The organism is Deinococcus wulumuqiensis R12 (genome assembly GCF_011067105.1).
Taxonomy (GTDB): Bacteria; Deinococcota; Deinococci; order Deinococcales; family Deinococcaceae; genus Deinococcus; species Deinococcus wulumuqiensis.
In genome coordinates, this window is sequence record NZ_CP049357.1 from 1,517,977 (window position 1) to 1,540,199 (window position 22,223).

Here is a 22,223-nt window from a genome sequence, read left to right on the forward strand (position 1 = left end):
GAATACGCCCGCCGCCCTGGAAAGGCTTCCATCCTGGCCCCAACCGGGCCGCGCCGCCCTCAGCGCGTCCGCTCGATTTCCCTGCCCGCCAGTGCCGCGAGCGCCTCCCGCGCGGGCGAGGGCGGCAGCACGCCGAGCGCCGCAACCGCCTCCCCGACGCGGCGGCGAATTTCTTCGTGGGTGCGCTCGTCGGCGCCTTCCTGCCGTGCGAGGGCCACCACCCGTTCCACGTCGCCGGGCTGCGCGGCGCGGCGTTCCAGAATCTCGCGGACCTCGGCGCCCGACTCGCCTTCCAGCAGCAGCAGCACCGGATAGGTGGCCTTGCCTTCGCGCAGGTCGCCGCCCACGGGCTTGCCGATCTGGGCTTCTTCTCCGAGCAGGTCGAGCAGGTCGTCCTGCATCTGAAAGGCCATGCCGTACTCGCGCCCGAAGGTCAGCAGCGCTTCCCGCTCGGCTTCCGGAGCGCCGAGCAGCAGCGCTGGGGCCTGCGCCGCGAGTTCGAGCAGCGCCGCCGTCTTGCCGTGAATGACCTGAAAGTAGTTCTCGAAGGAATAGTCGGCGTAGGACGCGACCTGAAACTGCAGCACCTCGCCCTCGCAAATCACGCTCGCCGCCTGCCCGAAGGCGCGGGTCAGCGCCGGGCTGCCGGGCACGGTCGAGAGTTCGCCCAGCAGCCGCGCCAGCATGAAGTCGCCGCTCATGACGCTGACCACGTTGCCGAAGCGTCGGAAGGCCGTTTCCTGACCCCGGCGCCGGTCGGAATCGTCGATCAGGTCGTCGTGCAGCAGGCTGGCCGAGTGCAGCAGTTCCACGCACACGCTCAGGCGCAGCACCCCGTCCCAGCGCGGCGAATCGGGACGGCCCCCCAGCGCCTGCGCCGCGAGCAGCGTCACCAGGGGACGCACCCGTTTGCCACCCGCCGTGACGAGGTCTTCCCCGATCAGGGCGATGAATTCCACGTCCGAGCGCAGCACCTCGCGCATGCGGGCCTCGAAGGCGGCGTCGGGCACCGCCAGCCCGGTCAGCGGGCTGGGAATACGCGGGGCAAACACGCCAATCATGCGGGCAAGTATAGGAGCGGCGGGACAGCTTGGGCAGGGCAAATGGCACCTTCGCCCACGCTGTCTCCCGCTGCCGCCGTGTCCCTCGCATCCGGCCCTCACGACATGCTAAAAAACAGGGCATGGAAAGCGTCGTCGCCCTTTTTCCCGATCCCGCCCAGGCCCGGCAGGCCTTGAGCGCCCTTCAGGCACGAGGCTTCGAGCGTGAGCGTCTCGGTTTCGCCCTCGCCGACGTGGTGGCCGAAAACGATATCGCGCAGGCCACCGGCGTCAGCCCCGAAGCCGGGGCGCCGGGCGGCTCGGGCACCGTCATCAAGGGCACCCTCTACGGCACCGTGATCGGCATTCTCGTCATGCTGCCGGTGTGGGGCCTGCTGCTGGCGATTCCCGAAACCCGCATCTACAGCAACGGCGCCCTGATGGCGATGCTGCTCGTCACCATTGGCACGGCGGGCATGGGGTTGCTGTTCGGCGCCCTCGCGGGCAGTGACCACGGCGACCACGTCAAGTTGCTGCGCCGCATGGGTGTGCCTGCCGCGCAGGCCGAGCGCTTCGGTCAGGGCATCAAAAACGGGCAGACCCTGGTCATCGCCCGCGACCCCGACGGCTCACGGGCCGACGAAGCCCTGAGCATCATGCGCCGCAGCGGCGCCGTGCGCCTCGAAGACGTGCAGGGCGGCGGCAAACTCCAGAGCGAGCGCGACGGGCAAAACGGGCACTGAGCGTCTCGCTTGCACAGCGGCACCGGAGGGAAATGCCCCTTCCCGGTGCCGCTCCTCTTTTTGTGCGGCCTACCCGAACAGTCGGGCCGGGTTGTCCACCGTCATCTGCCGAATCTGCTGCTCGGTCACGCCCCGGCGCCTCAGCTCGGGCAGGATGTCATCGGACACATGCAGCGGGTGCCAGTCCTTGACGGCGGGCAACACCGCGCCGGGCATCACCAGCGGGCGCCCCAGCCAGTGCCAGATGCTGTCGTGCGAGAGCAGCAAGCGGTCCGCGTGGCCCTCTCCCAGCAGGGTGGTCAGCACCTCCAGCCGCTCGGCGTCGGTGGGGGTGCCCACCATTCCCTGAAGGCCGATGCGGTCAAAGGCGATGCTCACACCATGCCGCAGCGTTTCGCGGTGGTAGGCGGGGTCGGTGTTGCCGTCCATATGCCCGATCATGACGCGCTGCGGATCGGCCCCCAGTGAGGTCAGCAACTCGGCCTGCTGTGGCCCCTGCTGCCCTTCCTGGGTGTGGGTGATGATGGGCACGCCGGTGTCGCGCTGCACCCGGGCCGCCGCCCGGAAAAACATCTGCTCGTAGGGGGTAATGGCGTCACGGCTGCTCGCCAGCTTGATGACTCCGGCGCGAATACCCGTTCCTGCGATGCCCTCGGTGACTTCCCGGTGCATCAGCTCCTCAATCTCGCTTTCGGCGTCCCCGAGCGAGGCACGAAACTTGAAGTAGGTCGTGGCGCCCTCGCCCTCGTAGTAAAAGCCGGTCGCGCACAGAATCTGGAGGCCGGTCGCCTCGCTGACCTCGCGCAAAAAAGCCGGATTGCGCCCGCAATCGTTGGGGGTGGCGTCCACCACTGTCCGGATGCCCCGCGCCAGCAGCGCCCGCGCGGTCTGGGTGCAGGACGCGAGCGCCGCCGCATGATCGAACCCCCCGAGTGTCACGTCGCCCGCGTACCCGGGATACCCAAACACCACGTGCTCGTGGGGCAGCGTCATCCCAAGCTGCTCCGCCGCGACCGGACCCGTCACCGTCTGTGCCGTCATGTTGCGCCTCCTGTGGCCTGCTTTGTAGATGGCGCCATCCTAACGCCTGGGCCACGCCGCTAAGCTGGCCCCCATGCGTCTGACTGCTCTCGTTTCCGGAACCGTTCAGGGGGTCGGCTACCGACTTTTCATTCAGCGGTATGCCCGCGACCTGGGGCTTTGCGGCTACGCCGAAAACCTCAGCGACGGCAAGGTGGAAGTGGTGGCCGAGGGCGACGAGGCCGCACTGACCCGCCTGCTTCACTGGCTGCGGCGCGGTCCGCCCCACGCCCGCGTGGAGGGCGTGGACACGCAGTACAGCGAGAGCACGGGGCTGCGGGAGTTCCACATCTACTGATACGGATTCCGATTGAATCTGAAACTACCAGATTCAATCCGACTTGCAAAGCTGCGCAGCAGAGCGGATGCGAGTAGGAAAAAATACGGATTCCGCTTAATTCCTGCACAGTCGGGAAAGCGCCGCCTGTGCATCCATATCGCGGAATCCGTATAAGCCACAGGCCCGGCGCTACCCGGCCAGTTCGGGCGGCCCGGCCTCCCCCACCGCGCCCAGTTCGAAAATCGCCGCGCTGGGGCAAAACTCGCGCAGGGGGCACGCGGGACACAGCGGGTGCTTGCTGCGGCAGGTGTCGCGCCCGTGGCGCACGCCGGAAATGTGCAGGGCAAAACGTGTTTCCCAGTCGCCGGGCACGACTTCGGCGTACCAGCGCTCGACCTTGTGGCTGTTCCACGCGGCGGGCACCAGTTCCAGCCGCTTGGCCGCCCGCTCCATGTTGCCGTCCACCGGCATGGCGGGGCGGCGCAAATCGAACAGCAGCACCAACGCCACGGTCTTGTGGCCCACCCCCGGCAGCGCGGCGAGGGCCGCCCGCGCCTGCTCGTGGCCCTGCGGCGTGTGCGGAAACTCGCGCAGAAAGCGCAGGCTAAGGGCGCCGTGCTGCTCCTCCAGATGCGCGAGGATGCCGTAGATGTAGTCGGCCTTCATGCGCGACAGCCCCCCGCCCGCCGACTTCAGCGTGGCCTCGATGCCGTCCGGGCCGTCGAGCAGCGCCGCTTCCCACTGCGGGTAGGTCGCGGTCAGCACCTCCCACTGCCGCTGCGCGACCCGGCGGGTGTTCTGCTGCGACAGAATCGTGCGAATCAGTCCGCCGAGCGGGTCGGGAAACGGGCGCGGCGGCGGCAACTCGGGCGCGTAGGTTTCGCGCAGCCGGGACAGGTAGGCACCAAACCATGCGGGCGGCGGGTTCTGCTCGGCGAGAAACGGCGCACGGGCCGAGGGGGGACGGGGGGAACGCACAGGCACGGGGCAGCGTAACAGGGAGTGTCAGCCTTCTTCCCTGTCTCCTCTCTCAATTTGCAAAAGGTCGTTTTATGCTCGACATTCGGCATCTTTCCAAGTCCTACGGCGAGTTCACGGCGCTGCGGGACGTTTCTTTTTCGGCCCGTGACGGCGAAGTCTTCGGGCTGCTCGGTCCCAACGGCGCGGGCAAGACCACGCTGCTGCGCATTCTGGCGACGCTGCTGACCCCCACGTCCGGCACCGTGACGGTGGGCGGCCTCGACACCCGGCGGGACGCCGAAGCGGTGCGGCGGCAAATCGGCGTGGTCAACGGCGGCATGGGCTTGCCCGCCCGCCTGACCGGGCGCGAGGTGCTGCGCTCCTTCGCCTCGCTCTACGGCATGGGCCGCGAGCAGACCGAGGCGCGGATTGCCGAACTGGACGACCGGCTGGAACTGGGGCGCACGCTGGACACGCGGGCCGGGGAATACAGCACCGGCATGAAGCAGAAGGTGGTCATCGCCCGCGCCGTCATCCACGACCCCGCCGTGCTGGTGCTGGACGAGGCGGCGAGCGGGCTGGACATCTTCGCGCGGCGCACGCTGCTCGATTTCGTGGCGCAGACCCGCGCCCCGGGGCGGCTCACGCTGTATTCCACCCACGTCATGAGCGAGGCCGAGGAAGTCTGTGACCGGGTGGCGATTTTGCACCGGGGAGAGCTGGTCGCCCTCGACCCCATTCCGGCGATTCTGGAGCGGACCGGGGAGCGCACCCTCGAACGGGCCTTTTTCGCCCTGCTGCGGGGAGGTGAGGCCCATGCGGTCTGAAGCCCTGCGTCCCCGGATGGTCTGGAATATCGCCTGGCGCGACCTGCTGTCCACCCTGCGCGACCGCCGCACGCTGACGAGCACCATCCTGCTGCCGCTGCTGGTCTTGCCGCTGCTGACCCTCGGCATGCCGCTGCTGATGGGCAGCTTGATGGGCGGGCAGGTGAGGGAAACGCAGAAGGTGGGCGTCATCGGCACCCTGCCCCCCGAACTGCACCGCACGCTCACCCGCAGCGAGGGCGGCGGCTCCGGGGTGCGGCTGCAACCTGTACAGGACCCCATTCAGGCCGTCCGCAGCGGCGAGGTGGAAGCGGTCATCCGGGTGCCGCGCCCGCTGCCGACCCAGGCGGGCAATGCCCAGGGCACGCTGGAACTGTACGCCAAGCTCGGCAACCTCAAGAGCCAGACCGGGGCCTACGCCAAGGTCAGGAGTGCCGTGGAGAGCTACAACCGCTCGCTGACCGGCAAGCGACTGACCGCGCTGGGCCTGAGCGAAAGCGTGCTGACCCCGGTGCAGGTCAAGTCGGTGGACGCCAGCCCGCCGCAGGAAAAAAGCGCGGGCGTGCTCGCCTTCCTGGTGCCGATGCTGATGCTGAATTTTCTGCTCAGCGGGGCGATGGCCACGGCGCTGGACTCCACGGCGGGTGAAAAGGAACGCGGCACCCTGGAAAGCCTGCTCGTCTCCCCCGTGCGCCGGGGCGAGGTGGTGGCGGGCAAGCTGCTGGCGACCACGCTGACGGCGCTGGTCACCGGGGTGTTCAGCCTGCTGGGGTTCCTGGGCACCGGGCTGGTCGCGGCGGCGCTGACGAAGCGGGCGGTCGTGGACGCCCAGGCCATGCAGATGATGGGCGGGCAATTCACCCTGACCCTCGGCTCGCTGGCAGCGATGGCGGTCATCGTGCTGAGCGTGGCGCTGCTGATTTCGGCGGTCCTGATTGCCCTGAGCATCTACGCCCGCTCGTACAAGGAAGCGCAGACCTACGTCTCGCCGCTTTCGCTCCTCATCGTCATTCCGGCGGTCATGTTGCAGTTTTCCGACTTTCTCAAGGCGGGGGACTGGCTGTATGCCACGCCGCTCTTTGGCAGCATGGTCGCCATCCTGGACGTGGTGAAGGGCCAAATCACGCCCCAGCACACGCTCGCCGCCGTCCTCGCCAACCTGCTCGGCGCCGCCGTGCTCGGCTGGTTGGCCTGGAAATCGTTTGGACGCGAAGAAGTCATTTTCAGAAATTGAGGCGAGACGAAACGAGAAAGGCCCCGGCAGATGCGTCGGGGCCTTTCTCCTTCCATTCCTGCGGGTGGGCGCTCAGTTCCCGCCCATCAGCAAAATCGCCTGATGGACCAGCCAGCCCAGCGCGATGCACGTCGGGATGGTGAAAATCCACGCCTGCACGATTTTGCCCGCCACCTGCCACTTCACTTTCTTGAAGCCCTTGGTGGTGCCCACGCCCATGATGGAGCTGGAAATGGTGTGGGTGGTGCTGACGGGAATGCCCAGCGTGGACGCGCCGTCGATGATGAGGGCCGCGCTCGTCTCGGCGACAAAGCCGTCCACGGGCTTGAGGTCCACCACCTTGAACCCCATCGTCTTGATGATGCGCCAGCCGCCCATCGCCGTGCCCAGGCCCATCGCGGCAGCGGCGGACAGAATCACCCAGGTAGGCACCGTCTCGTACACGCTGCCGTAGTACGCCCCCAGCGCGAAGGTGATGATGCCCATGGTCTTCTGGGCGTCGTTGCGTCCGTGCGAGTAGGCCATGAAAGCCGCGCTCAGGATTTGCAGGACGCGGAAATTGCGGGTGACGGCGCGGGGCTTCATCCAGCGCAGAAACAGCCAGGAGATGACCGCCATCAGGAGAATCGGCACGATAAAGCCCAGAACCGGGCTGTAGACGAGGCCCTGCAAGGTCTTGACGACGCCCTTGGGCACCACCGCGCCCCAGCCGCCCGCCGCCACGCCCGCGCCGACCATGCTGAAGATCAGGGCGTGACTGGAGCTGCTCGGCAGGCCCTTCCACCACGTAAAGAGGTTCCAGATGATCGCGCTGACCAGCGCGGCCCCCACCAGCCCCAGGGTGGCGAACTCAGGCGCGATGATGTCCTTGCTGACCGTCTTGGCGACGGCGGTGCCGGTCAGGGCGCCGACCACGTTCAGAATGGCGGCCATGGCGATGGCCTGTGCGGGGGTCAGCACCTTGGTGGCGACCGAGGTGGCAATCGCGTTGGCCGTGTCGTGAAAGCCGTTGATGAAATCGAAAATCAGGGCGAGGGTAATGATGACGATCAGGACGAGCAGCGCAGTTTCCATAAGTCGCAGGCCCCGTCCCTTACGCGTTCTTGAGCAGGATGCTCTCGACGGTGCGGGCGACGCGCTGCGCCTGGTCGGAGGCGTCCTCGATCAGGTTGAGAATCTCGCCGGAGCGCATCGCCAGAATCATCTGCGGCACTTCGGTTACGCCGTCGTACAGGTGCCGGGCCACCTCGTCGCTGATGCGGTCACCCTCGTCTTCCAGGGCGCGAATCTGCCCCGAGAGCTGGCGCAGTTCGTCGACCATCCTGCCGTCCTCGATCAGCGGCATTCCCTGCGCGAGCAGGGCGCACTGCTGCTCCACCACGCGGGCCAGTTGCGCCATCTGCGGCAGCGGGCGCCCGATACCGTAGAGGCTGAGCTTGCTGGCGGCTTCTTCCATATCGTCCACCAGGTCGTCGAGTTCGGCATTGAGCGCCAGAATGTCCTCGCGGTCAAACGGCACGATGAACGACTCGGCCAGCAGGTTGGTCACTTCAGCAGTGATGCGGTCACCCTCGTGTTCGAGGTCCAGCACGCGCTGCACCTTGCGCTCCACGTCGGTGTAGTTTTCGAGCAGGTCCACGAGGGCCTGCGCCGTCGCGTGGGCGTTGCGGGCCGCCTCGGCGAACTTGGCGGCGAACTTGGGGTTGTGGGGCATGAATTTTGACAAGACCATGACAATCCTCCTGATTGTGGGCCGCTTTGTCAGGGCTGTGTCAGCCCGCCGCGGCCCAGAGAAGCGGGAGGCCCGACCTCCCGCTCCCGTCTGAAGCTCAGCCTAGCGCTACCTCACGTTGACCGGGGCGCTGAAGGTCGCCCGGCGCTGGTCCTCGGGCGAGCCGATGGTGTTCGCGCCGCCCGGCGTGCTGCCCGAGTCGGGGATGATGTCGCCCGCGCCGTAGCCCTCCCCGCCGAAGATGCCGCCGACAAGGTTCACGCCCGCTGCCGGCGCCGCGCTCAGCCCCAGCGCCGACCAGGGAACCGCCAGCTCGACCGTCTGATTCGGAAGCGTGCCGGTCACGCCCACCGTGTACTTGCCCGCGTCCACCAGCGTCGTCGTGTCGCCGCTGACCAGCAGCAGTTGCGGCGCCTCGTTGCCGTAGCGGGCGATAAAGGCGTCCACGCCGCCCATGCTCCCGGTAAAGGTCGCCGCGCGCTTCCAGGCGTCAAAATTATCGGCCTGCGCCGCGCCGCCCGCCTGGTCATCGAGGTAGAGGATCGCGCTGTTGCCGTCCACCCGGTAGGTGTAGGCGAGGTAGAGGTACTGCGCGTCGCTGTCGGCCTGGAGGGTCAGCCAGTTGTTGTTCTCATCGAACACTCCCGCCGCCGGGCTGTCCACCTTCACCTTGGGCGCCGCCCAGTCGCTCAGGTCGCCGTTGATCTTGTACTTGCCGACCACCGGGCCGTCGGGAACGCCGGAGGCGGTCAGGTTGAAGTTCGCTCCGGTCTGCGGCGCGGTGACGCTGAGGGTGCCCGCCGCGTAGCCCTCGGCGCTCGCCTTGAGCGTCTGGGCGCCGGTCGGGGCGAAGAGGGTATATGTGCCGTCGCCGAAGGTCAGCGCGTAGTTGAGGTTGGGGTCCGCCGTGGCCGCCTCGACGAGCGCGTCGTCGAGGGCCTGGCCGCCACCCGTGACCTTGCCCTCGACGACGCCGGTCGGCACCGGCACAGTGATGAAGTCGTAGGTGCCCGAGTAGCTGTTGCCCGCCGTGCCCACCACGTAGGAGCGGTCCGGCTGCCCCGGTCCCTCGTAGCCGCTGTTCTTGGCGCTCGGGTCGTCATTGCCGAACTTGAACTTGATTTCACGGAAAAGCGGCAGGTCGATATCGGTCTTCCAGATGCCGCGCGACACCTGCGTCATCGGATACTCGACCTGCGCGCCGGTATCGAAGCGCCGCAGCTCGATGGGGCCATTGCCCTGGCTGCGGGCGTCCACGGTGAAGGTGACCTTGACGGTGTTGCCGGCGCTCGGGGTCGCCGTGACGCTCGCACCGCGACTCTCGGCGCCCGAGGCGTCCACCGTCACCACCCGGAAGGTCGTCGCCTGATCGTTGGGCAGGCCGCGCACGAGGTACGTGCCCTGCGCGGCGGGAATCGGCGCGAAGTTCAGCAGCCGCTCGGCGCCGCTGCCCGTCTTGGCGTAGATGCGGTAACCCGTCACGCCCGCCGCCGTGCTCGGTGTCCAGGTCAGCTCGGCGGCGCCGTCCCCCGCCCGCGCGGCGAGGCCCGTCACTTCCGGCAGGTTGGCGTTGACCGTGCCCGCCCCGCCGCTGCCGGCTGCGCCTGTCACGGCCAGCACGCTGCGCGCCGGAATGGTCCCCACGAGCTTGCCGTCCTGAAGGCTCAGGTTGGAGGCCCGGCCCGTGATCTCGGTCAGCGCGCCGCCGCTGAAGGTGCCCAGCAGCCCAATCCCGCCGCCGCTCAGGGTGGAGAGGTCCACCGCCGAGTCGCCGCCGTTGACGACGAACACCACCGGCTGCCCCGCCGCGCCGCTCACGCCGCTGACCACCCGGCGGTAGGCGAGGATCGGCGCGCCGCCGTTCGGGCGCCACAACTCCTGCTGCGCGCCGCGCGTGAGGGCACGGTATTTCTTGCGCGCTTCGGCGAGCTGGCCCAGCCGCTCGTCGAGCGAGCTGCCCGCAAGCGCCGCAAAGTCCATGTCCTGGCGGTTGCTGTCCTCCGCCGCGTAATCGTAGGGGTCGCCTTCCCCGCGCTGGGCAATCTCGGTGCCCTGGTACACGCTGGGGGTGCCGCGCGAGAAGTACATCAGCGACAGGGCCGCGTCGAGCCGCTCCGCCGCCTGCGCCCCGGTGCCGCCGCGTCCGGTGACCTCGTTCACGAAGCGCTTGACATCGTGGTTGTCGACGAAAGTCGTCAGGCGCGTGGGGTCGCTGTAGGCGCCGTCCTGCGCGAACACGTTCGCAATCTCATCCAGATTGCCCCCAGCGCCCGTGAGGTGGTCTTTCATCCGGAGGTACAGCGCGAAGTCGAACACGCTCGGCGACCCGAGTTCATCCATGAAGCGCGCGAGGTAGGCCGGGTTGCCGTCGAACACCTCGCCCACCGACCAGACCTTGCGCGGGTCGCCTGCCCCACCCGCCGCGAAGAACTGCCGCCAGTAGGCGTCGGGCACATGCTTCATCGTGTCGATGCGCAGGCCGTCGATGCCGGTTTCGTCGCGCCAATACTTGACGAAGTCGTTGAGGTAGGTCGTTACCTCGGGAAGTTCCTGCTTGAAGTCGGGCAGGCCGGCGAGCGGGCAGTCGGTCGTCTGGTTGTCGGTCTTCTGACAATCGCCGTCGTTCGTCCTCGGGTCACCGTCCGGGTTGTCGGTGTGAAACCAGTCGGGCTTCGTCTGGGTCAGTGTCGCCCCGTACCCCGCGTGGTTGACCACGATGTCCTGAATGATCTTGATGTCGTTGCGGTGCGCCGTCTGGATGAGCGCCTTGTACTCGGCGAGCGTGCCGAAGTGGGGGTCCACCTTGAAGAAATCCTCGGCCCAGTAGCCGTGGTAGCCGGCAAAAATCTTGCCCGTGTTCGGCCCACTCGTCGGCCCCGCGATGGCCGGCACCTGCAACACGACCGGGCTCACCCAGATGGCGGTGAAGCCCATGCGCTTGAAGTAGCCTTCCTCGATCTTGGCCTTGAGGCCCGCGAAGTCGCCGCCGTGCCAGGCGAGCGGGTTGGTCCGGTCGGCGCGGTCGCCCGCGTTGCGGTCAGGGCCGTTGTCGTTGGCCGGGTTGCCGTTGGCGAAGCGGTCCGTCATGGCGAAATAGATCACGTCGTCGCGCCAGTCGCGGTCCAGGGTGTTGCCGGTGCCGGGCGTCGGGGTCATCCCGCACGCGGCGAGGCTGACGGTCAGCAGAGTGAGCAGGCCGAGACGGGCGGTTTGGAAGCGTTTCATCCGGGAGGCGCTCCTTTCGGAAGATGCCGGCTTGGCACCTGCCGCTGAAGAATTGTGATGCAAGGGCCTTAGTATGCGCCCTCTTCCCCTGCCGTGTCAGCGGCTGGCTGTCTAGACTCGGTCCATGACCGCCCCTTCGGGTGAAGACCGGCGTTTCCCCATCGGCCCCCTCACGCCGCTGCCCGCGCAGGAGCGCCGCCCGGAGACACTCGCGGCCTTCGCCGGCGCGATGACTGGGGCGGTCGAGGAGTGGCGCGCGCTCCTCCGCTCCTGCGCCCCCGCCGACCTCGCCCGCACTTACCGGCCCGGCGCCTGGACCGTGCAGCAGCTCGCCCACCACACCGCCGACGCGCACCTGCACGGCCTCAACCGCCTGCGCCACGGCCTGACCGAGGACGGGTTTCAGATTCAGCCTTTCGCCCAGGCCGAGTGGCTGCGCCTCCCCGACGCCGAGCTGCCGGTTTCCGACGCCCTGGAGCTGCTGGGCGCCGTCAACCGCCGCTGGACCTCGCTGCTGCGCGGCCTGGCCCCCGAGCGCTTCGCCCGTGAGGTCGTCCACCCCGCCGAGGGTCGCCAGGACCTCTGGCAGCTCGCGCACAAGCACGACTGGCACCTGCGCCACCACCTCGCGCACGCCCGCCTCGCCCTGGGAGACGGTGGCCTGCAAGCCGGCTGACGGTCGGAAGCCGAGATACCGGGTACGCTCAGGAGCATGAAAGCCGTCTGGAACGGAACAGTCATCGCCCAGAGCAGCGACACGGTGGTCGTCGAGGGCAACCATTATTTCCCGCTGGAGAGCGTGCGCCAGGACGTGCTGCGCCCCAGCGACACGCACAGCGTCTGCCCCTGGAAAGGCACCGCGAGCTATTACACCCTCGAAGTCGGCGGGCAGCAGAACCCCGACGCCGCCTGGTTCTATCCCGAGCCCAAGGACGCCGCCGCCCAGATTCGCGGGCGGGTGGCCTTCTGGAAGGGCGTGAAGGTCGAAGCCGACTGAGCGCCGTGCGGTAGCGTCGGGCCATGCCCCAGGTCCGCTTCGAGATTCCGGCGCTGCCCTCCGATACCCCGCCCGGTGAACTTTTCCTGACGGGGGAGCACCGCGACTGGTCGAGCGATCCCGCAGGCTGGAGCTTCGGTCGCACCGCTGCGGGGGCCGTGCTGGAGGCCGAATTGCCCGAAGGAGAGCTGCTGAGTGTCAAGGTGCGGGTGCGGACGCCCTCCGGGAAGATCCTTGAGGAAGGAGATCCGTGGGGCGGGCGAGCCCCGGCGCACCAGGCGGTGATCCGGGAAGACATGACCGTCAGCCTTCCTCTGGCTGGCTGGCAAGACAGGCGTGCCGGACAAGGCCGACCTTCTCCGTCTGCTCCTCCACGCGAAGAGTTCATCCTGCCCGCTCCCTGGGGCGAGCAACCGGTGCGGCTGTGGTGGCCGGAAGGCGCGACCGGGAACCTTCCCCTGCTGATCCTGCACGACGGGCAGAAACGAGGCCCCCAGCTTTGCCGGGGCGAGCTGGGACGCGGCAGGCGCCGCCCTCACTCTGGCGCGCGAAGGCCACCCGGTCCGCGTCGCCGCGCTGCCGGTAAATGAGGAGCGCAGCCGCCGCTACGTGCCTTTTGCGTTTGAGCTGAACAACTTTGACCCGGTCGCCGACGAGTATCTCGACTGGATCAGGGAGACGCTGAAGCCCGAACTCACCCGGCGTTTCGGCCCGGTGGCTCCGGCGCGCACGGCACTGGCCGGCTCGTCTTTCGGAGGGCTGATCACGCTCTATGCCGGCCTGCGGGACCCCGGCGAGTACGGCACCTGGGGCGTGCTGAGTCCGGCGATCTGGCCCGCCGACTTCGCCCTGCGCCGCTGGATGTCCGGGCGGAGCGACCCGCAGGCGCGCGTCTGGCTCGACATGGGCGACCACGAGGGACCCGACCTGAAGGGCGCCGCCGAAATCGTGAAGCTTACCCACGCGCTCGCCGCCGACCTCTCGCCCCTGGTGCGCGAAGTTCAGGTCACCATCGGCCAGGGCCACTGGCACGACGAAGCCGCGTGGCGGGCGCGGCTTCCGGCGTTTCTGCGGTGGTGGGTAAAGGGCTCAGGCAGCGCTTAGGCGATCAGGTCCCGCGCGATGATCAGCTTCTGAATCTCGCTGGTGCCCTCGTAGATTCTCAGCAGGCGCTGGTCGCGGTAAAAGCGCTCGAAGGGGGCGTCCTTGACGTAGCCCATGCCGCCCGCGACCTGCACGGCCTTGTCGGCCACCTGCGAAAGCATCTCGGTGGCGTGGTACTTGGCGACGCTCGCCATGCGCTTTACGTCCTGGCCCTCGTCCACCATCCAGGCGACTTTCTGCCACAGCACCCGGCTGGTCTGAATGGCGATGTCCATTTCGGCCAGCATGAACTGCACCGCCTGAAACTCGGCAATCGGTTTGCCGAACTGCTCGCGGGTCTGGGCGTGCGCCACGCTCAGGTCCAGCAGGCGCTGCATGGCCCCGGTGGAGCGGGCGGCGATGCCCACGCGCCCGTTGGTCAGGATGCCCAGCGCCTCGCGGTAGCCCCGGTTTTCCGGCCCCAGCAGGTTGGCGGCGGGCACCTCGGCGTCCTCGAAAATCACTTCGGCAGACAGCGCCCCCTTCTGGCCCATCTTTTCGTCGATCTTGCCGATGCTCACGCCGGGGGTGCTGTGCGGCTCGACCAGAAAGGCGCTCATGCCGCGCGGCCCCTGCGACGGGTCGGTGACCGCGATGACGGTGAGCAGTCCGGCAATCGGCGCGTTGGAGATGTAGTGCTTGGTGCCGTTCAGCACCCAGGTGTCCCCCTTTTTCACGGCCCGGGTGCGGATGTTGGCCGCGTCGCTGCCGCTGCTCGGCTCGGTGATGGCAAAGCCCGCGATGCACTCGCCCGCCGCCATACGCGGGAGAAAGCGCTGCTTCTGCTCCTCGTTGCCGAGTTTGACCAGCCCGCTGGTGCCGATGCTGGCGTGGGCGGAAATCATGCCGCCGAAGCCCATGTGCCCCTGCCCCAGGCCCTCGTACACGGCGCAGCGGCCCAGGGTACTCAGGCCCACGCCGCCGTATTCCTCGGGAATGCTCAGCCCGAACAGCCCGAGGTCGGCGGCGGCCCGGACCAGTTCGGGCGGCACGCGGTTGGTGTCCTCGATTTCGTGGGCGCGGTCCTCCACGCGGGTCAGCATGAAATCGCGGATGGTCGCCTGCATCTCCCGCAGGTCGTCGGGCAAATTGAAATTCATGATGCGTGCAGGGTACGCCCTCTGGGGTCAGAGGTCAGGTCACCGAGCTGGACATTGACACATTCCCCGCCCTCCCCTACACTGCTTGAGCCTGAACGGGCACCCCCCAGTGGGTACGGTGGAATTAGCTCAGTCGGTTAGAGCGCCGCTCTGTGGAAGCGGAGGCCGTGGGTTCAAGTCCCATATTCCACCCCACACCGCCCCGCCCCCAAAACGGCGGGGTTTTTCCGTTCAGGCGCAGGCGAGGGTGGCGGAACTGGTAGACGCACTAGACTTAGGATCTAGTATCCGTAGGATGTGAGGGTTCAAGTCCCTTCTCTCGCACCAAGCACAGCACAGAAACCGGGTCGTCCGCTGGGCGGCCCTTTTTCTGTTTGCCTCTCCGGGCAGGGCATGAAAAAAGGCAGGCCAGCTCCGCGCCGGTCTGCCCTGGAACAATGGTGTGGCTTCAGCCCACGCTGTCCTTGTTGTCGCTGTCGTCGCGCTCGGCGTCGCCCATGTTGGTGCTGGGCGGGTCGGAGGCGTCCATGCTCTGGGCGCTCATCACGTCGATCTTGTCCACGCCTTCCTTGTCGGCCATCGCGGCGGCCTTGCTCTCGGCCTTGACGGCAGCGTTCAGTTCGCGCTTCTCGTCGTGGGTGCCCATGAACTGCAGGTCCACGTTGCTGATTTCGTCTTCGGTCTTGACCGGCTTGTTTCCGTTGTCGTTCATGCGTCTACGCTAGCAAGTCGGGCGCTGGCCGGGGCTGAGCTGTCCTTTATGTCACGGCGGCAGTTGCGCTGCTTCGGTTGCACTGGCGGGGTTCTACCGGTTGGACAGTTGAACCTTTCGGCATTCAGGCCCCCAGCCGCAACACGCTATGGTTGCCGCGCAGCACGAACACCAGGATGCCGGCCCCGGCGAGCACGCCTGCCTGCCGCTCCAGCTCGCGCACGCTGTCGGGCAAGCCCGCCCACTGTCGGCGCGGTTTCTCGCCGGGTTCGAGGTAAAAGCCCTCGGGCAGCGCGAGAAGGGTCACGCGGCTGGCCGTGGCCCGTGCTCGCAGCGCCTGTTCGGTCAGCGGTGGCCCGCCCCGCGCGGTCAGGATGATGAGGTTGCTGCCACTGCGGGGCGCCGGAATCCGGGGCGGCGCCGGGTCGAGCTGTACCCGCGCCAGCGCGAGCAGGGCCGCCTGCGCCGCTGCCTCGCCGCGCCCCGCCGGGGTCTGGTCGCCCGCCGTCGCCACCGAGACGGGAAGCCCCAGGGCCAGCCCTTCGCTGATCAGGCTGCTTGCCAGACGCACCGCGCTTTCCAGGTACACGTCGTTGCCGCCGGACGTGTCGAGGTACACGGTCAGGCTGCTCGCCGCCGTGCGTTCGAGTTCGCGGACCATCAGCCCACCGCTCGGCTTCTGTGCCTGCCGCGCCGAGAGCCGCCAGTGGATGCGCCCCGGCGAATCGCCGCGCACATATTCCCGCGCCCCACGCAGGCTGAGCGGATCTTCCAGGCCCAGCGTGCGCGACAGGCTGCCCTCGGACAGCAGGGGCCGCAGCAGGTCGGGCAGCACCAGCCCGTGCGTGCCAGGAAACACGGCGAGGCGGGTCGGCTCGTGAAGCGTGCATGAGCGCCAGAACAGCCCCAGCGGGTCGGCCCAGCGCAGGGTGGTGCCCGGCCAGTCGAACTCGCCCCGGCGGTTGAGGGTCAGCCGGGTCCAGTGCTCACGGTGCACGGTTCCCAGCACCTCGCCCGCAAACTGCACGGCGGCGCGGGGCACCACTGAGCCGGGGGCGGGGTCGTCCAGGACGTAGCGCACCGGCAGACGGCTGCGGAGCGTCAGCCGCACGGTCAGCGGCACCTCACGCCCGCTGAACCCGGCGCGGGGCAGCTCGCGGGTCAGCGTGACCTCGGGCGGCTGGCGGTACAGCCACCACAGCAGCGCGGTCAGCAGCGCGAGGGCCAGTGCCCAGACCAGGGCGGCCAGCAGCGGGGTCATGCGCCGCGCACCTCGCCCGGGCCGCCTCCTGCCTGTCCCTCCACCGGCACCGGCTCGGCGGCCAGAACCTCGCGCACCACGTCCTCGGCCCCCAGGCCCTGCATCCGGGCTTCGATGCCCAGCGAGAGACGGTGGGCGAGCACGCCCGGCGCGGCCCGCTGCACGTCGTCCGGCGTGACGAAGCGGCGGCCCTGCGTCCAGGCGAGGGCCTGCGCCACCCCCTGCAGCGCGAGGCTGGCGCGGGGACCACCGCCGAGCGTGACCTGCGGGTGCCCCCGGGTGCGGGCGGCCAGAGACGCGATATAGCGGCGCAAGTCGGGGCTGACCGTCACCTGCCGCACCTGCCCCTGCGCGGCGAGCAGGTCGGCGGGCGCGGCCACCGCCCGCAAGTCCTGCAAGGGGTGACGCTCCTGCAATCGGGCCAGCATCTCGACTTCCTCCTCCAGCGACGGATACCCCACCGAGAGCCGCAGCAGAAAGCGGTCGAGCTGCGCTTCGGGCAGGCGGTAGGTGCCCTCGTGCTCCACCGGGTTTTGCGTGGCGATGACGACGAAGGGCTGCGGCAGACGCCACGTCACGCCCGATTCGCTGACCTGCCCTTCACCCATCGCTTCGAGCAGCGCCGACTGGGTTCTGGGGGTGGCGCGGTTGATTTCGTCGGCCAGCAGAATGCCGGTAAAAATCGGCCCCGGCACGAACTCGAAGTCGCCGCTGGCGGGCCGGAACACGCTGACCCCGGTCACGTCGCCCGGCAGCAGGTCGGGGGTGAACTGCACGCGGGCGAAGTCCAGCCCCAGACTGACCGCCAGGGCGCGGGCCAGCATGGTCTTGCCGGTGCCGGGCGCGTCCTCGAGCAGCACGTGTCCCCCGGCGAGCACGGCGGCGAGGGCCAGCCGGGTCACGTCTTCCTTGCCGACCAGCACGCGGGCGACGTTGGCGATGATGTCCTGAGCAAACGGTTGGGGCTGAGAGTGTGTCATGGGGTTCCTTTCGGTTCGGGGACAGAGAGTGCGGGGGCCAGCTCGGTGATGCGGGCGGCGGCGGCTTCGGCGCTGTCGGCGTCCTCGTCGGACACGTGCCCGCCGTAGCGCACCGGCTCGTACGCCCGGGTCAGGGTCTGAAGGGGGGCCTGAAGGTCGGGAAAGTCCGTGCCCAGCCGCGCCGCGTACCCGGCGGGGGTCTCGGCGGGGGTGCGGGGCTGCCCGGCAGCGTGCAGGGCGTCCTCGGCCTGGCGGTAGGCGAGGCGAATACGGTGCAGGGCGGGCGCGGGAACGGCGGCGGGGGCCGCCTGCGGGCCGTGGCGGGACTGTTCGCGCGCGGCCTGTGCGGCCCGACGGCGCCCGAGCAGTTGCCAGACCGCCAGCGCCGCCAGCACGTTGAGCACAAAGGCGGTCCAGGCGACGACATCGACCAGCGCGGTGACGTCCTGCGTGCGGCGGTTGCCGGACGTCAGTTCTTTGAGCATTCGCTGCGCCGTTTCTCCCAGGCTCCCGAGGGGGGGCGATTCGCTCGCTCCCGTCTCCAGCGGCGTCCTGATCGCCAGGGCCGCCAGCAGGGTGAGCGCCGTGGTCAGCAGCAGCGCCGCGAGCACAGCGGCCCCCTGCGGAATGTCCCGCAGCCGCCCACCGCGCTGCCGGGAGCGCAGCAGCAGCGTGGCCGTCAGCACGACCATCCCCAGCCAGCTCACGGCGAGCAGGTTGAGCGCGAACGCACTGCGCTGCGCGTCGAACGTGAAGCGGGGCAGTCCCACCGGCCCGCCGCCGCCCGGTGCCTGGGAGGTGGGCAGTGGCGCCGGTGGGCGGACAGCAGGTGGGCGGACAGGAGCGTCCGGGGCCACGCGCGGCGCCGTGTTCGTCGGTGGCAGGGCAAAGGGGGGGCGCGGCGCCGGCAGCGCGAAACTCAGCGCCAGCGCCAGCAGTGCGCCCCCCGCCACCGGCAGCCAGACCCGCGAGGCCGGGCGGGTTGGGCGGAGGGCCGAGCGGTCGTCGGGGCCGGGTCGCCCGGCGAGGCCCCCCAGCAGGGCCAGCAGGACCCCCGGCTGAGGTGCGATCAGTCCGCCCAGCGCGACGAGGACCGCGCCCCAGCGGTGGCCCTCCTGCACGGCGGCGGTGCCCACATGGAGGACCACAATCAGCCCCAGCCACAGCAGGTAGCGCAGGGCCAGAGCGTAGGCGGCGCCCGCACTGCCCGCCGTCATTCCCAGCAGCTCCGGCAACGCCGCCAGCCCCACGATCAGCAGGTACAGCGGCACCCGAATGGCGGCCCAGCGGTCCGAGCGCAGCGTGAGCAGGGTCGCCCCGCCCAGCAGGACGCAGGCCCACAGCGGCATGACTCCGGCGTAGGCCAGCGGCAGCAGCGCGAGCAGACCCTGCCGCCAGTGCAGGGGGGTCGGCGCGTCTTCGGGGGCATGACCGGACGGGGCATGACCGGACACCGTCACCCCATCATCTCTGTGCGGAACAGTTTCATTGACGCCCTACTCTACGTCGGCAGCGCAGAGAAGGTTCCCGCCGCGACAGGTGAGCAGCGGCACAGAAAACCGCCCCCACCATACGGGCAGGGGCGGCTTGAAGGGTCAATCCCAAACAGGAAAGCTCAGTTGAGACGGCTCAGTCGAGGAAGTCACGCAGCTTGCGGGTGCGGCTCTCGTGGTACTTGAGCTTGCGCAGCGCCTTGTTCTCGATCTGGCGGATGCGCTCGCGGGTCACGCTGAAGCGCTGGCCCACTTCTTCGAGGGTGTGCTCGCGTCCGTCCACGAGGCCCTTGCGGAATTTCAGGACCATCGCCTCGCGCTCGGTGAGCTTGCCCAGCGCCTTTTCGAGTTCCTCGGAAAGCAGCGTCTTGGCGGCGTTGTCCACCGGGGAATCGAGGTTCTCGTCGGGGATGAAGTCGCCATAGAAGGAGTCCTTCTCGTCGCCAATCGGCGTTTCGAGCGAGACGGGTTCCTGGCTGACCTTCTGCACTTCTTCGACTTTGGCGGCGTCCCAGCCCGGCCCCATCGCCTCGGCAATTTCCTCGTGCGTGGCTTCGCGCGAGAGTTCCTGCTGCAATTGACGGGCCGTGCGGGTCAGCTTGTTGATGGTCTCGACCATGTGCACCGGAATGCGGATGGTGCGGGCCTGGTCGGCAATGGCGCGGTTGATGGCCTGACGAATCCACCACGTCGCGTAGGTGGAAAACTTGTAGCGGCGGCGGTACTCGAACTTCTCGACGGCGCGAATCAGGCCCTGGTTGCCTTCCTGAATCAGGTCGAGGAACCCCAGCCCGCGCCCGGTGTACTTCTTGGCGATGGACACCACGAGGCGCAGGTTGGCCTCGATCAGCCCCTGACGGGCGGCGGCGCCGTCCTCGGTCTGGCGCATCAGGCGGCGGCGGGCGCGGTCGTCGAGCGACTCGTCTTCTTCGAGCTGCTTCTTGGCCTCCTCGCCTTCCTCGATGCGGCGGGCGAGCGCGATTTCTTCTTCCAGGGTCAGCAGCGAGACGCGCCCGATTTCGTGGAGGTACTGGCGCACCGGGTCGTTGCTGACGGCGCGGGGCATGTCGTCGAAGTACTTTTCCTCGTCGTCGTCCTGCTGGGCCTGAGGCGCTCCGGGCACCGCCTCGTCGCTGTCGAGGTCGTCCCCTTCGAGTTCGTCCTCGTCCTCGTCGAGGTCCTGCACCTCGATGTTCTGCCCGGCGAGGAAAAGCTGCATGTCCTCGAAGGCGTCGGTGCTCTCGGGGTCCAGACCATGCGCTTCGAGGGCCGCCGCCAGCGCCGTGGCGATGTCCTCGCTCGCCAGGATGCCCGCCGCCTTGCCCGCCTTGAGCAGTTCCTGAATGCTGGGGTGCTGGTAGTAGGGCTTGTCGGCAGGCCCCGCCGCCGCGGGTTTGGCCGCGCTCGCCGCCTTCGCCGGGGTGGCCTTGGCGGCGCTCGTCTTGCCCGCAGCCGTTTTGCCCGCACCCGTTTTAGGCGCTGCCTTGGCCGCTGCCTTCTTGACCGGAGCGGCTTCGGTGTCCTCGGCGGGGGCCGAAGTGTCCTGCGCCGCCTTCTTGACCGGAGCGGCTTCGGTGTCCTCGGCGGGAGCCGGAGTGTCCTGCGCCGCCTTCTTGGGGGCGGCCTTGCGGGCAGGTTTGCTGGGTTCGGCAGCGCCGCCTGCGGCTTTGCTCTGGGCCTTCTTGCGGGCCGGGGTCGCCGCGTCCACAGGTGCGGCGTCTGCGGCATTTACGGTTGCCGTGTCCACGTTCTCGGCGTCGGCAGGCTTGGTCGCCGCTTTTTTGGCAGGTGCCTTCTTGGGCGCGGCCTTGGGCTTGGCGGCGGCCGGCGCCTGCGCGGTGTCGGCGCTGGCCTGGGGAGCGGCGGCAGAGGCAGCGGCTCCCGTGGTGGCGGGGTCTGCCACCTTGCGGCGGGTGCGGGGCTTGTCGGGGGTGATGATCTTGCTTTCGGCCGGTGCTTCGTCGGCAACGGGCTTGACCTTGGGACGAACGCGGGATTTGACAGGTTCAGCCATAAGGACTCCTGGGAAAAACGAGTGGGGGCGCGAAAAAAGAGCCGGCGGCCTTGAACAGGTCAGTCTAGCAGAGGTCGGGGCCGAGGGACCGCACCGGGCCGGGACGACCCCAGCGAACATTCAGGAGATGCGCGGCGACCGCCCGGAAGGTTCCCCCTCCCCGGCCCGGACCAGTTCCAGCACCTTGAACCCCTGCTCGCGCACCACCTCGCGCACGGGGCCGAGGGCGCCCAGCGCCTGCTCGTAGGGCAGCGGCTCGTTGGCGACCAGATACATCTTCCCACCGGGAACGAGGCGGCGCCCGGCGGTGGCGATGAACTCGCGCGCCACGTCCAGCACCACGCCGCGCCCCACATGAAAGGGCGGGTTGGTCAGCACCACGTCGAACTGCCGCTCACCGAGGGCCGCGTCCACGTCGGAGTGGATGACCTCACCGGGGAGAGCATTGGCCGCCAGCGTCCACTCGCTGCTGCGAACACTTTGCAGGTCGCCGTCCACCAGTGTCACCTGTGCGCCCCGGCTTGCGGCCCAAGCTCCAATCAGGCCCGCGCCGCAGCCGAGGTCCAGCACCCGCTGCCCGCTCAGGTCGAGGTCCGCGAGGTGGCCCAGCAGGATGCTGGTGGCCTTGTCGGGCTTGGCGGCGCTGAAGACGCCGGGCAACCCCACCACCTTCACGCCGAACGCTTCATAGGTTTCGGCTTCCGGCAGCGGCGGCGTGGGGCCGGGGCGACGAATCAGCTTGGCGACACGCATTCCGCCGTCACGGGCGACCACCTCGCCGGTCCCGAAGGCCGCGCCCGCTTGCCGCACGTAGCGGTCAAAGCCCTTGTCGCGGTCCCCGGCGAGATACAGCGTGCCGCCGGGCGGCGTGCAGGCGTGTGCCCAGGCGACCTGCGCGAGTGCGTAGGCGTTGCCCCGGTCCCCGGCCAGCACCAGCGCCACCGTGCGGGCACGTTCGGGCCAGCGGGCGGAGAGGTCCTCACCGGGGGCAGCGGCCTGCGTGTCCAGGCCCGCTTCTTTCAGTACCGTCAGCGCCGCCGCCGACCCTTCCACCGCCCGCAGCGTCACGCCCGGCAAGCGGGCGAGCAGGCCGCCCTGCGCCGTGAGGTCGAGGACTTCGCCCCGCACCCGGTCTTTGCGCATCGCCTGGGCCAGGGCCGCCTGCGCCGCGTCCACGCCCGGAAACCCGCGTACGCCGGGCTTGGTGAGTGCCGAGAGCGGGTCGAGCCAGTGGGGAAGCTGGGCCGGGCGCACGCCGAAGTACCCGCCTCCATCGCCGCCCGTCGCCGGGGCCGCGTCCGGCTCACCCCCGCGCCGCTGCCCGGCCTCGCGGGTGATGCGGATTTTCTGTCTGGGCTTGCCGCCGCCCGGTTTGTCGCCTTGCTTTCTGCCGCCTGTCATC

The 22,223-nt window shown here is 69.0% G+C and carries 21 protein-coding genes and 2 tRNA genes; 10 read left to right on the forward strand and 13 right to left on the reverse strand.

The window, feature by feature from the left end; translation table 11 throughout:
• Positions 1 to 59: 59 nt before the first annotated feature.
• Complete coding sequence (locus G6R31_RS07415) at positions 60 to 1,061, reverse strand: polyprenyl synthetase family protein (protein ID WP_017868999.1); 1,002 nt, start codon at positions 1,059 to 1,061, stop codon at positions 60 to 62.
• 122 nt (positions 1,062 to 1,183) lie between these two features.
• Here G6R31_RS07415 and G6R31_RS07420 point away from each other — a divergent pair, with 122 nt between their 5' ends.
• Positions 1,184 to 1,783 (forward strand): hypothetical protein, encoded by a 600-nt coding sequence (locus tag G6R31_RS07420; protein WP_017869000.1) that lies wholly within the window; start codon positions 1,184 to 1,186, stop codon positions 1,781 to 1,783.
• Positions 1,784 to 1,852: 69 nt separating this feature from the next.
• On the opposite strand, the gene G6R31_RS07425 is transcribed toward G6R31_RS07420, so the two are convergent.
• A complete protein-coding gene (locus G6R31_RS07425) occupies positions 1,853 to 2,824 on the reverse strand; it encodes a phosphotriesterase family protein (RefSeq protein WP_017869001.1) in 972 nt (323 codons plus the stop codon).
• Between the two features lie 73 nt (positions 2,825 to 2,897).
• Here G6R31_RS07425 and G6R31_RS07430 point away from each other — a divergent pair, with 73 nt between their 5' ends.
• Positions 2,898 to 3,161 carry an acylphosphatase gene (locus G6R31_RS07430; protein ID WP_017869002.1) on the forward strand — a complete coding sequence of 88 codons (264 nt, stop codon included), beginning with the start codon at positions 2,898 to 2,900 and terminating at the stop codon, positions 3,159 to 3,161.
• 171 nt (positions 3,162 to 3,332) lie between these two features.
• Here the strand turns inward: G6R31_RS07430 and G6R31_RS07435 are convergent, their stop codons facing one another.
• Positions 3,333 to 4,127, reverse strand: coding sequence for an endonuclease III domain-containing protein (locus G6R31_RS07435; RefSeq protein ID WP_025566714.1), 795 nt, complete (start codon positions 4,125 to 4,127; stop codon positions 3,333 to 3,335).
• A 68-nt stretch (positions 4,128 to 4,195) separates the two neighbouring features.
• Here G6R31_RS07435 and G6R31_RS07440 point away from each other — a divergent pair, with 68 nt between their 5' ends.
• Together G6R31_RS07440 and G6R31_RS07445 are read left to right on the forward strand one after the other, a co-directional pair.
• A complete protein-coding gene (locus tag G6R31_RS07440; RefSeq protein ID WP_017869004.1) occupies positions 4,196 to 4,930 on the forward strand; it encodes an ABC transporter ATP-binding protein in 735 nt (244 codons plus the stop codon).
• A gap of 16 nt (positions 4,931 to 4,946) precedes the next feature.
• The gene (locus G6R31_RS07445) at positions 4,947 to 6,164 is read left to right on the forward strand and encodes an ABC transporter permease (protein ID WP_017869005.1); all 1,218 of its coding nucleotides are present in this window, start codon (positions 4,947 to 4,949) and stop codon (positions 6,162 to 6,164) included.
• A 72-nt stretch (positions 6,165 to 6,236) separates the two neighbouring features.
• Here the strand turns inward: G6R31_RS07445 and G6R31_RS07450 are convergent, their stop codons facing one another.
• The 3 genes from G6R31_RS07450 to G6R31_RS07460 all read right to left on the reverse strand — a co-directional run bounded on the left by G6R31_RS07450 (position 6,237) and on the right by G6R31_RS07460 (position 11,121).
• Positions 6,237 to 7,238: an inorganic phosphate transporter gene (locus tag G6R31_RS07450; RefSeq protein WP_017869006.1), complete on the reverse strand. Its 1,002-nt coding sequence runs from the start codon at positions 7,236 to 7,238 to the stop codon at positions 6,237 to 6,239.
• A gap of 19 nt (positions 7,239 to 7,257) precedes the next feature.
• Positions 7,258 to 7,896, reverse strand: a complete 639-nt coding sequence (locus G6R31_RS07455; protein ID WP_025566712.1) for a DUF47 domain-containing protein — start codon at positions 7,894 to 7,896, stop codon at positions 7,258 to 7,260.
• A 108-nt stretch (positions 7,897 to 8,004) separates the two neighbouring features.
• Positions 8,005 to 11,121 carry an alpha-amylase family glycosyl hydrolase gene (locus tag G6R31_RS07460; RefSeq protein WP_017869008.1) on the reverse strand — a complete coding sequence of 1,039 codons (3,117 nt, stop codon included), beginning with the start codon at positions 11,119 to 11,121 and terminating at the stop codon, positions 8,005 to 8,007.
• Positions 11,122 to 11,245: 124 nt separating this feature from the next.
• Here G6R31_RS07460 and G6R31_RS07465 point away from each other — a divergent pair, with 124 nt between their 5' ends.
• Genes G6R31_RS07465 through G6R31_RS16865 form a run of 4 tightly spaced genes read left to right on the forward strand, consistent with a single transcriptional unit; the run spans position 11,246 to position 13,222 of the window.
• Positions 11,246 to 11,797, forward strand: a complete 552-nt coding sequence (locus G6R31_RS07465) for a DinB family protein (RefSeq protein ID WP_017869009.1) — start codon at positions 11,246 to 11,248, stop codon at positions 11,795 to 11,797.
• Between the two features lie 36 nt (positions 11,798 to 11,833).
• Complete coding sequence (locus G6R31_RS07470; protein WP_017869010.1) at positions 11,834 to 12,118, forward strand: DUF427 domain-containing protein; 285 nt, start codon at positions 11,834 to 11,836, stop codon at positions 12,116 to 12,118.
• A 23-nt stretch (positions 12,119 to 12,141) separates the two neighbouring features.
• Positions 12,142 to 12,708 carry a hypothetical protein gene (locus tag G6R31_RS16860; RefSeq protein ID WP_225983328.1) on the forward strand — a complete coding sequence of 189 codons (567 nt, stop codon included), beginning with the start codon at positions 12,142 to 12,144 and terminating at the stop codon, positions 12,706 to 12,708.
• Positions 12,695 to 13,222: an alpha/beta hydrolase gene (locus tag G6R31_RS16865; protein ID WP_264148984.1), complete on the forward strand. Its 528-nt coding sequence runs from the start codon at positions 12,695 to 12,697 to the stop codon at positions 13,220 to 13,222. The genes G6R31_RS16860 and G6R31_RS16865 overlap by 14 nt, the downstream gene beginning before the upstream one ends.
• On the opposite strand, the gene G6R31_RS07480 is transcribed toward G6R31_RS16865, so the two are convergent.
• Positions 13,219 to 14,361 (reverse strand): acyl-CoA dehydrogenase family protein, encoded by a 1,143-nt coding sequence (locus tag G6R31_RS07480; RefSeq protein WP_017869012.1) that lies wholly within the window; start codon positions 14,359 to 14,361, stop codon positions 13,219 to 13,221. The two genes, G6R31_RS16865 and G6R31_RS07480, sit on opposite strands and share 4 nt — an antisense overlap.
• A gap of 118 nt (positions 14,362 to 14,479) precedes the next feature.
• Between G6R31_RS07480 and G6R31_RS07485 the strand changes: the two genes are divergently transcribed.
• A tRNA-His gene (locus tag G6R31_RS07485) sits at positions 14,480 to 14,556 on the forward strand.
• 46 nt (positions 14,557 to 14,602) lie between these two features.
• A tRNA-Leu gene (locus G6R31_RS07490) sits at positions 14,603 to 14,688 on the forward strand.
• Between the two features lie 121 nt (positions 14,689 to 14,809).
• Here the strand turns inward: G6R31_RS07490 and G6R31_RS07495 are convergent.
• From G6R31_RS07495 to G6R31_RS07520, 6 genes are all read right to left on the reverse strand, one after another.
• Positions 14,810 to 15,073 carry a hypothetical protein gene (locus tag G6R31_RS07495; RefSeq protein WP_017869013.1) on the reverse strand — a complete coding sequence of 88 codons (264 nt, stop codon included), beginning with the start codon at positions 15,071 to 15,073 and terminating at the stop codon, positions 14,810 to 14,812.
• A 124-nt stretch (positions 15,074 to 15,197) separates the two neighbouring features.
• Positions 15,198 to 16,334 (reverse strand): DUF58 domain-containing protein, encoded by a 1,137-nt coding sequence (locus G6R31_RS07500; protein ID WP_017869014.1) that lies wholly within the window; start codon positions 16,332 to 16,334, stop codon positions 15,198 to 15,200.
• Entirely contained in the window at positions 16,331 to 17,314 is a 984-nt protein-coding gene (locus G6R31_RS07505) for an AAA family ATPase (protein WP_017869015.1), read from the reverse strand. The genes G6R31_RS07500 and G6R31_RS07505 overlap by 4 nt, the downstream gene beginning before the upstream one ends.
• Complete coding sequence (locus tag G6R31_RS07510) at positions 17,311 to 18,768, reverse strand: DUF4129 domain-containing protein (RefSeq protein WP_152423393.1); 1,458 nt, start codon at positions 18,766 to 18,768, stop codon at positions 17,311 to 17,313. The genes G6R31_RS07505 and G6R31_RS07510 overlap by 4 nt, the downstream gene beginning before the upstream one ends.
• Positions 18,769 to 18,943: 175 nt before the next feature.
• Complete coding sequence (gene rpoD, locus G6R31_RS07515; protein ID WP_017869017.1) at positions 18,944 to 20,821, reverse strand: RNA polymerase sigma factor RpoD; 1,878 nt, start codon at positions 20,819 to 20,821, stop codon at positions 18,944 to 18,946.
• Positions 20,822 to 20,941: 120 nt separating this feature from the next.
• Positions 20,942 to 22,222, reverse strand: coding sequence for a class I SAM-dependent methyltransferase (locus G6R31_RS07520; protein ID WP_017869018.1), 1,281 nt, complete (start codon positions 22,220 to 22,222; stop codon positions 20,942 to 20,944).
• Between the last annotated feature and the right edge of the window lies 1 nt (position 22,223).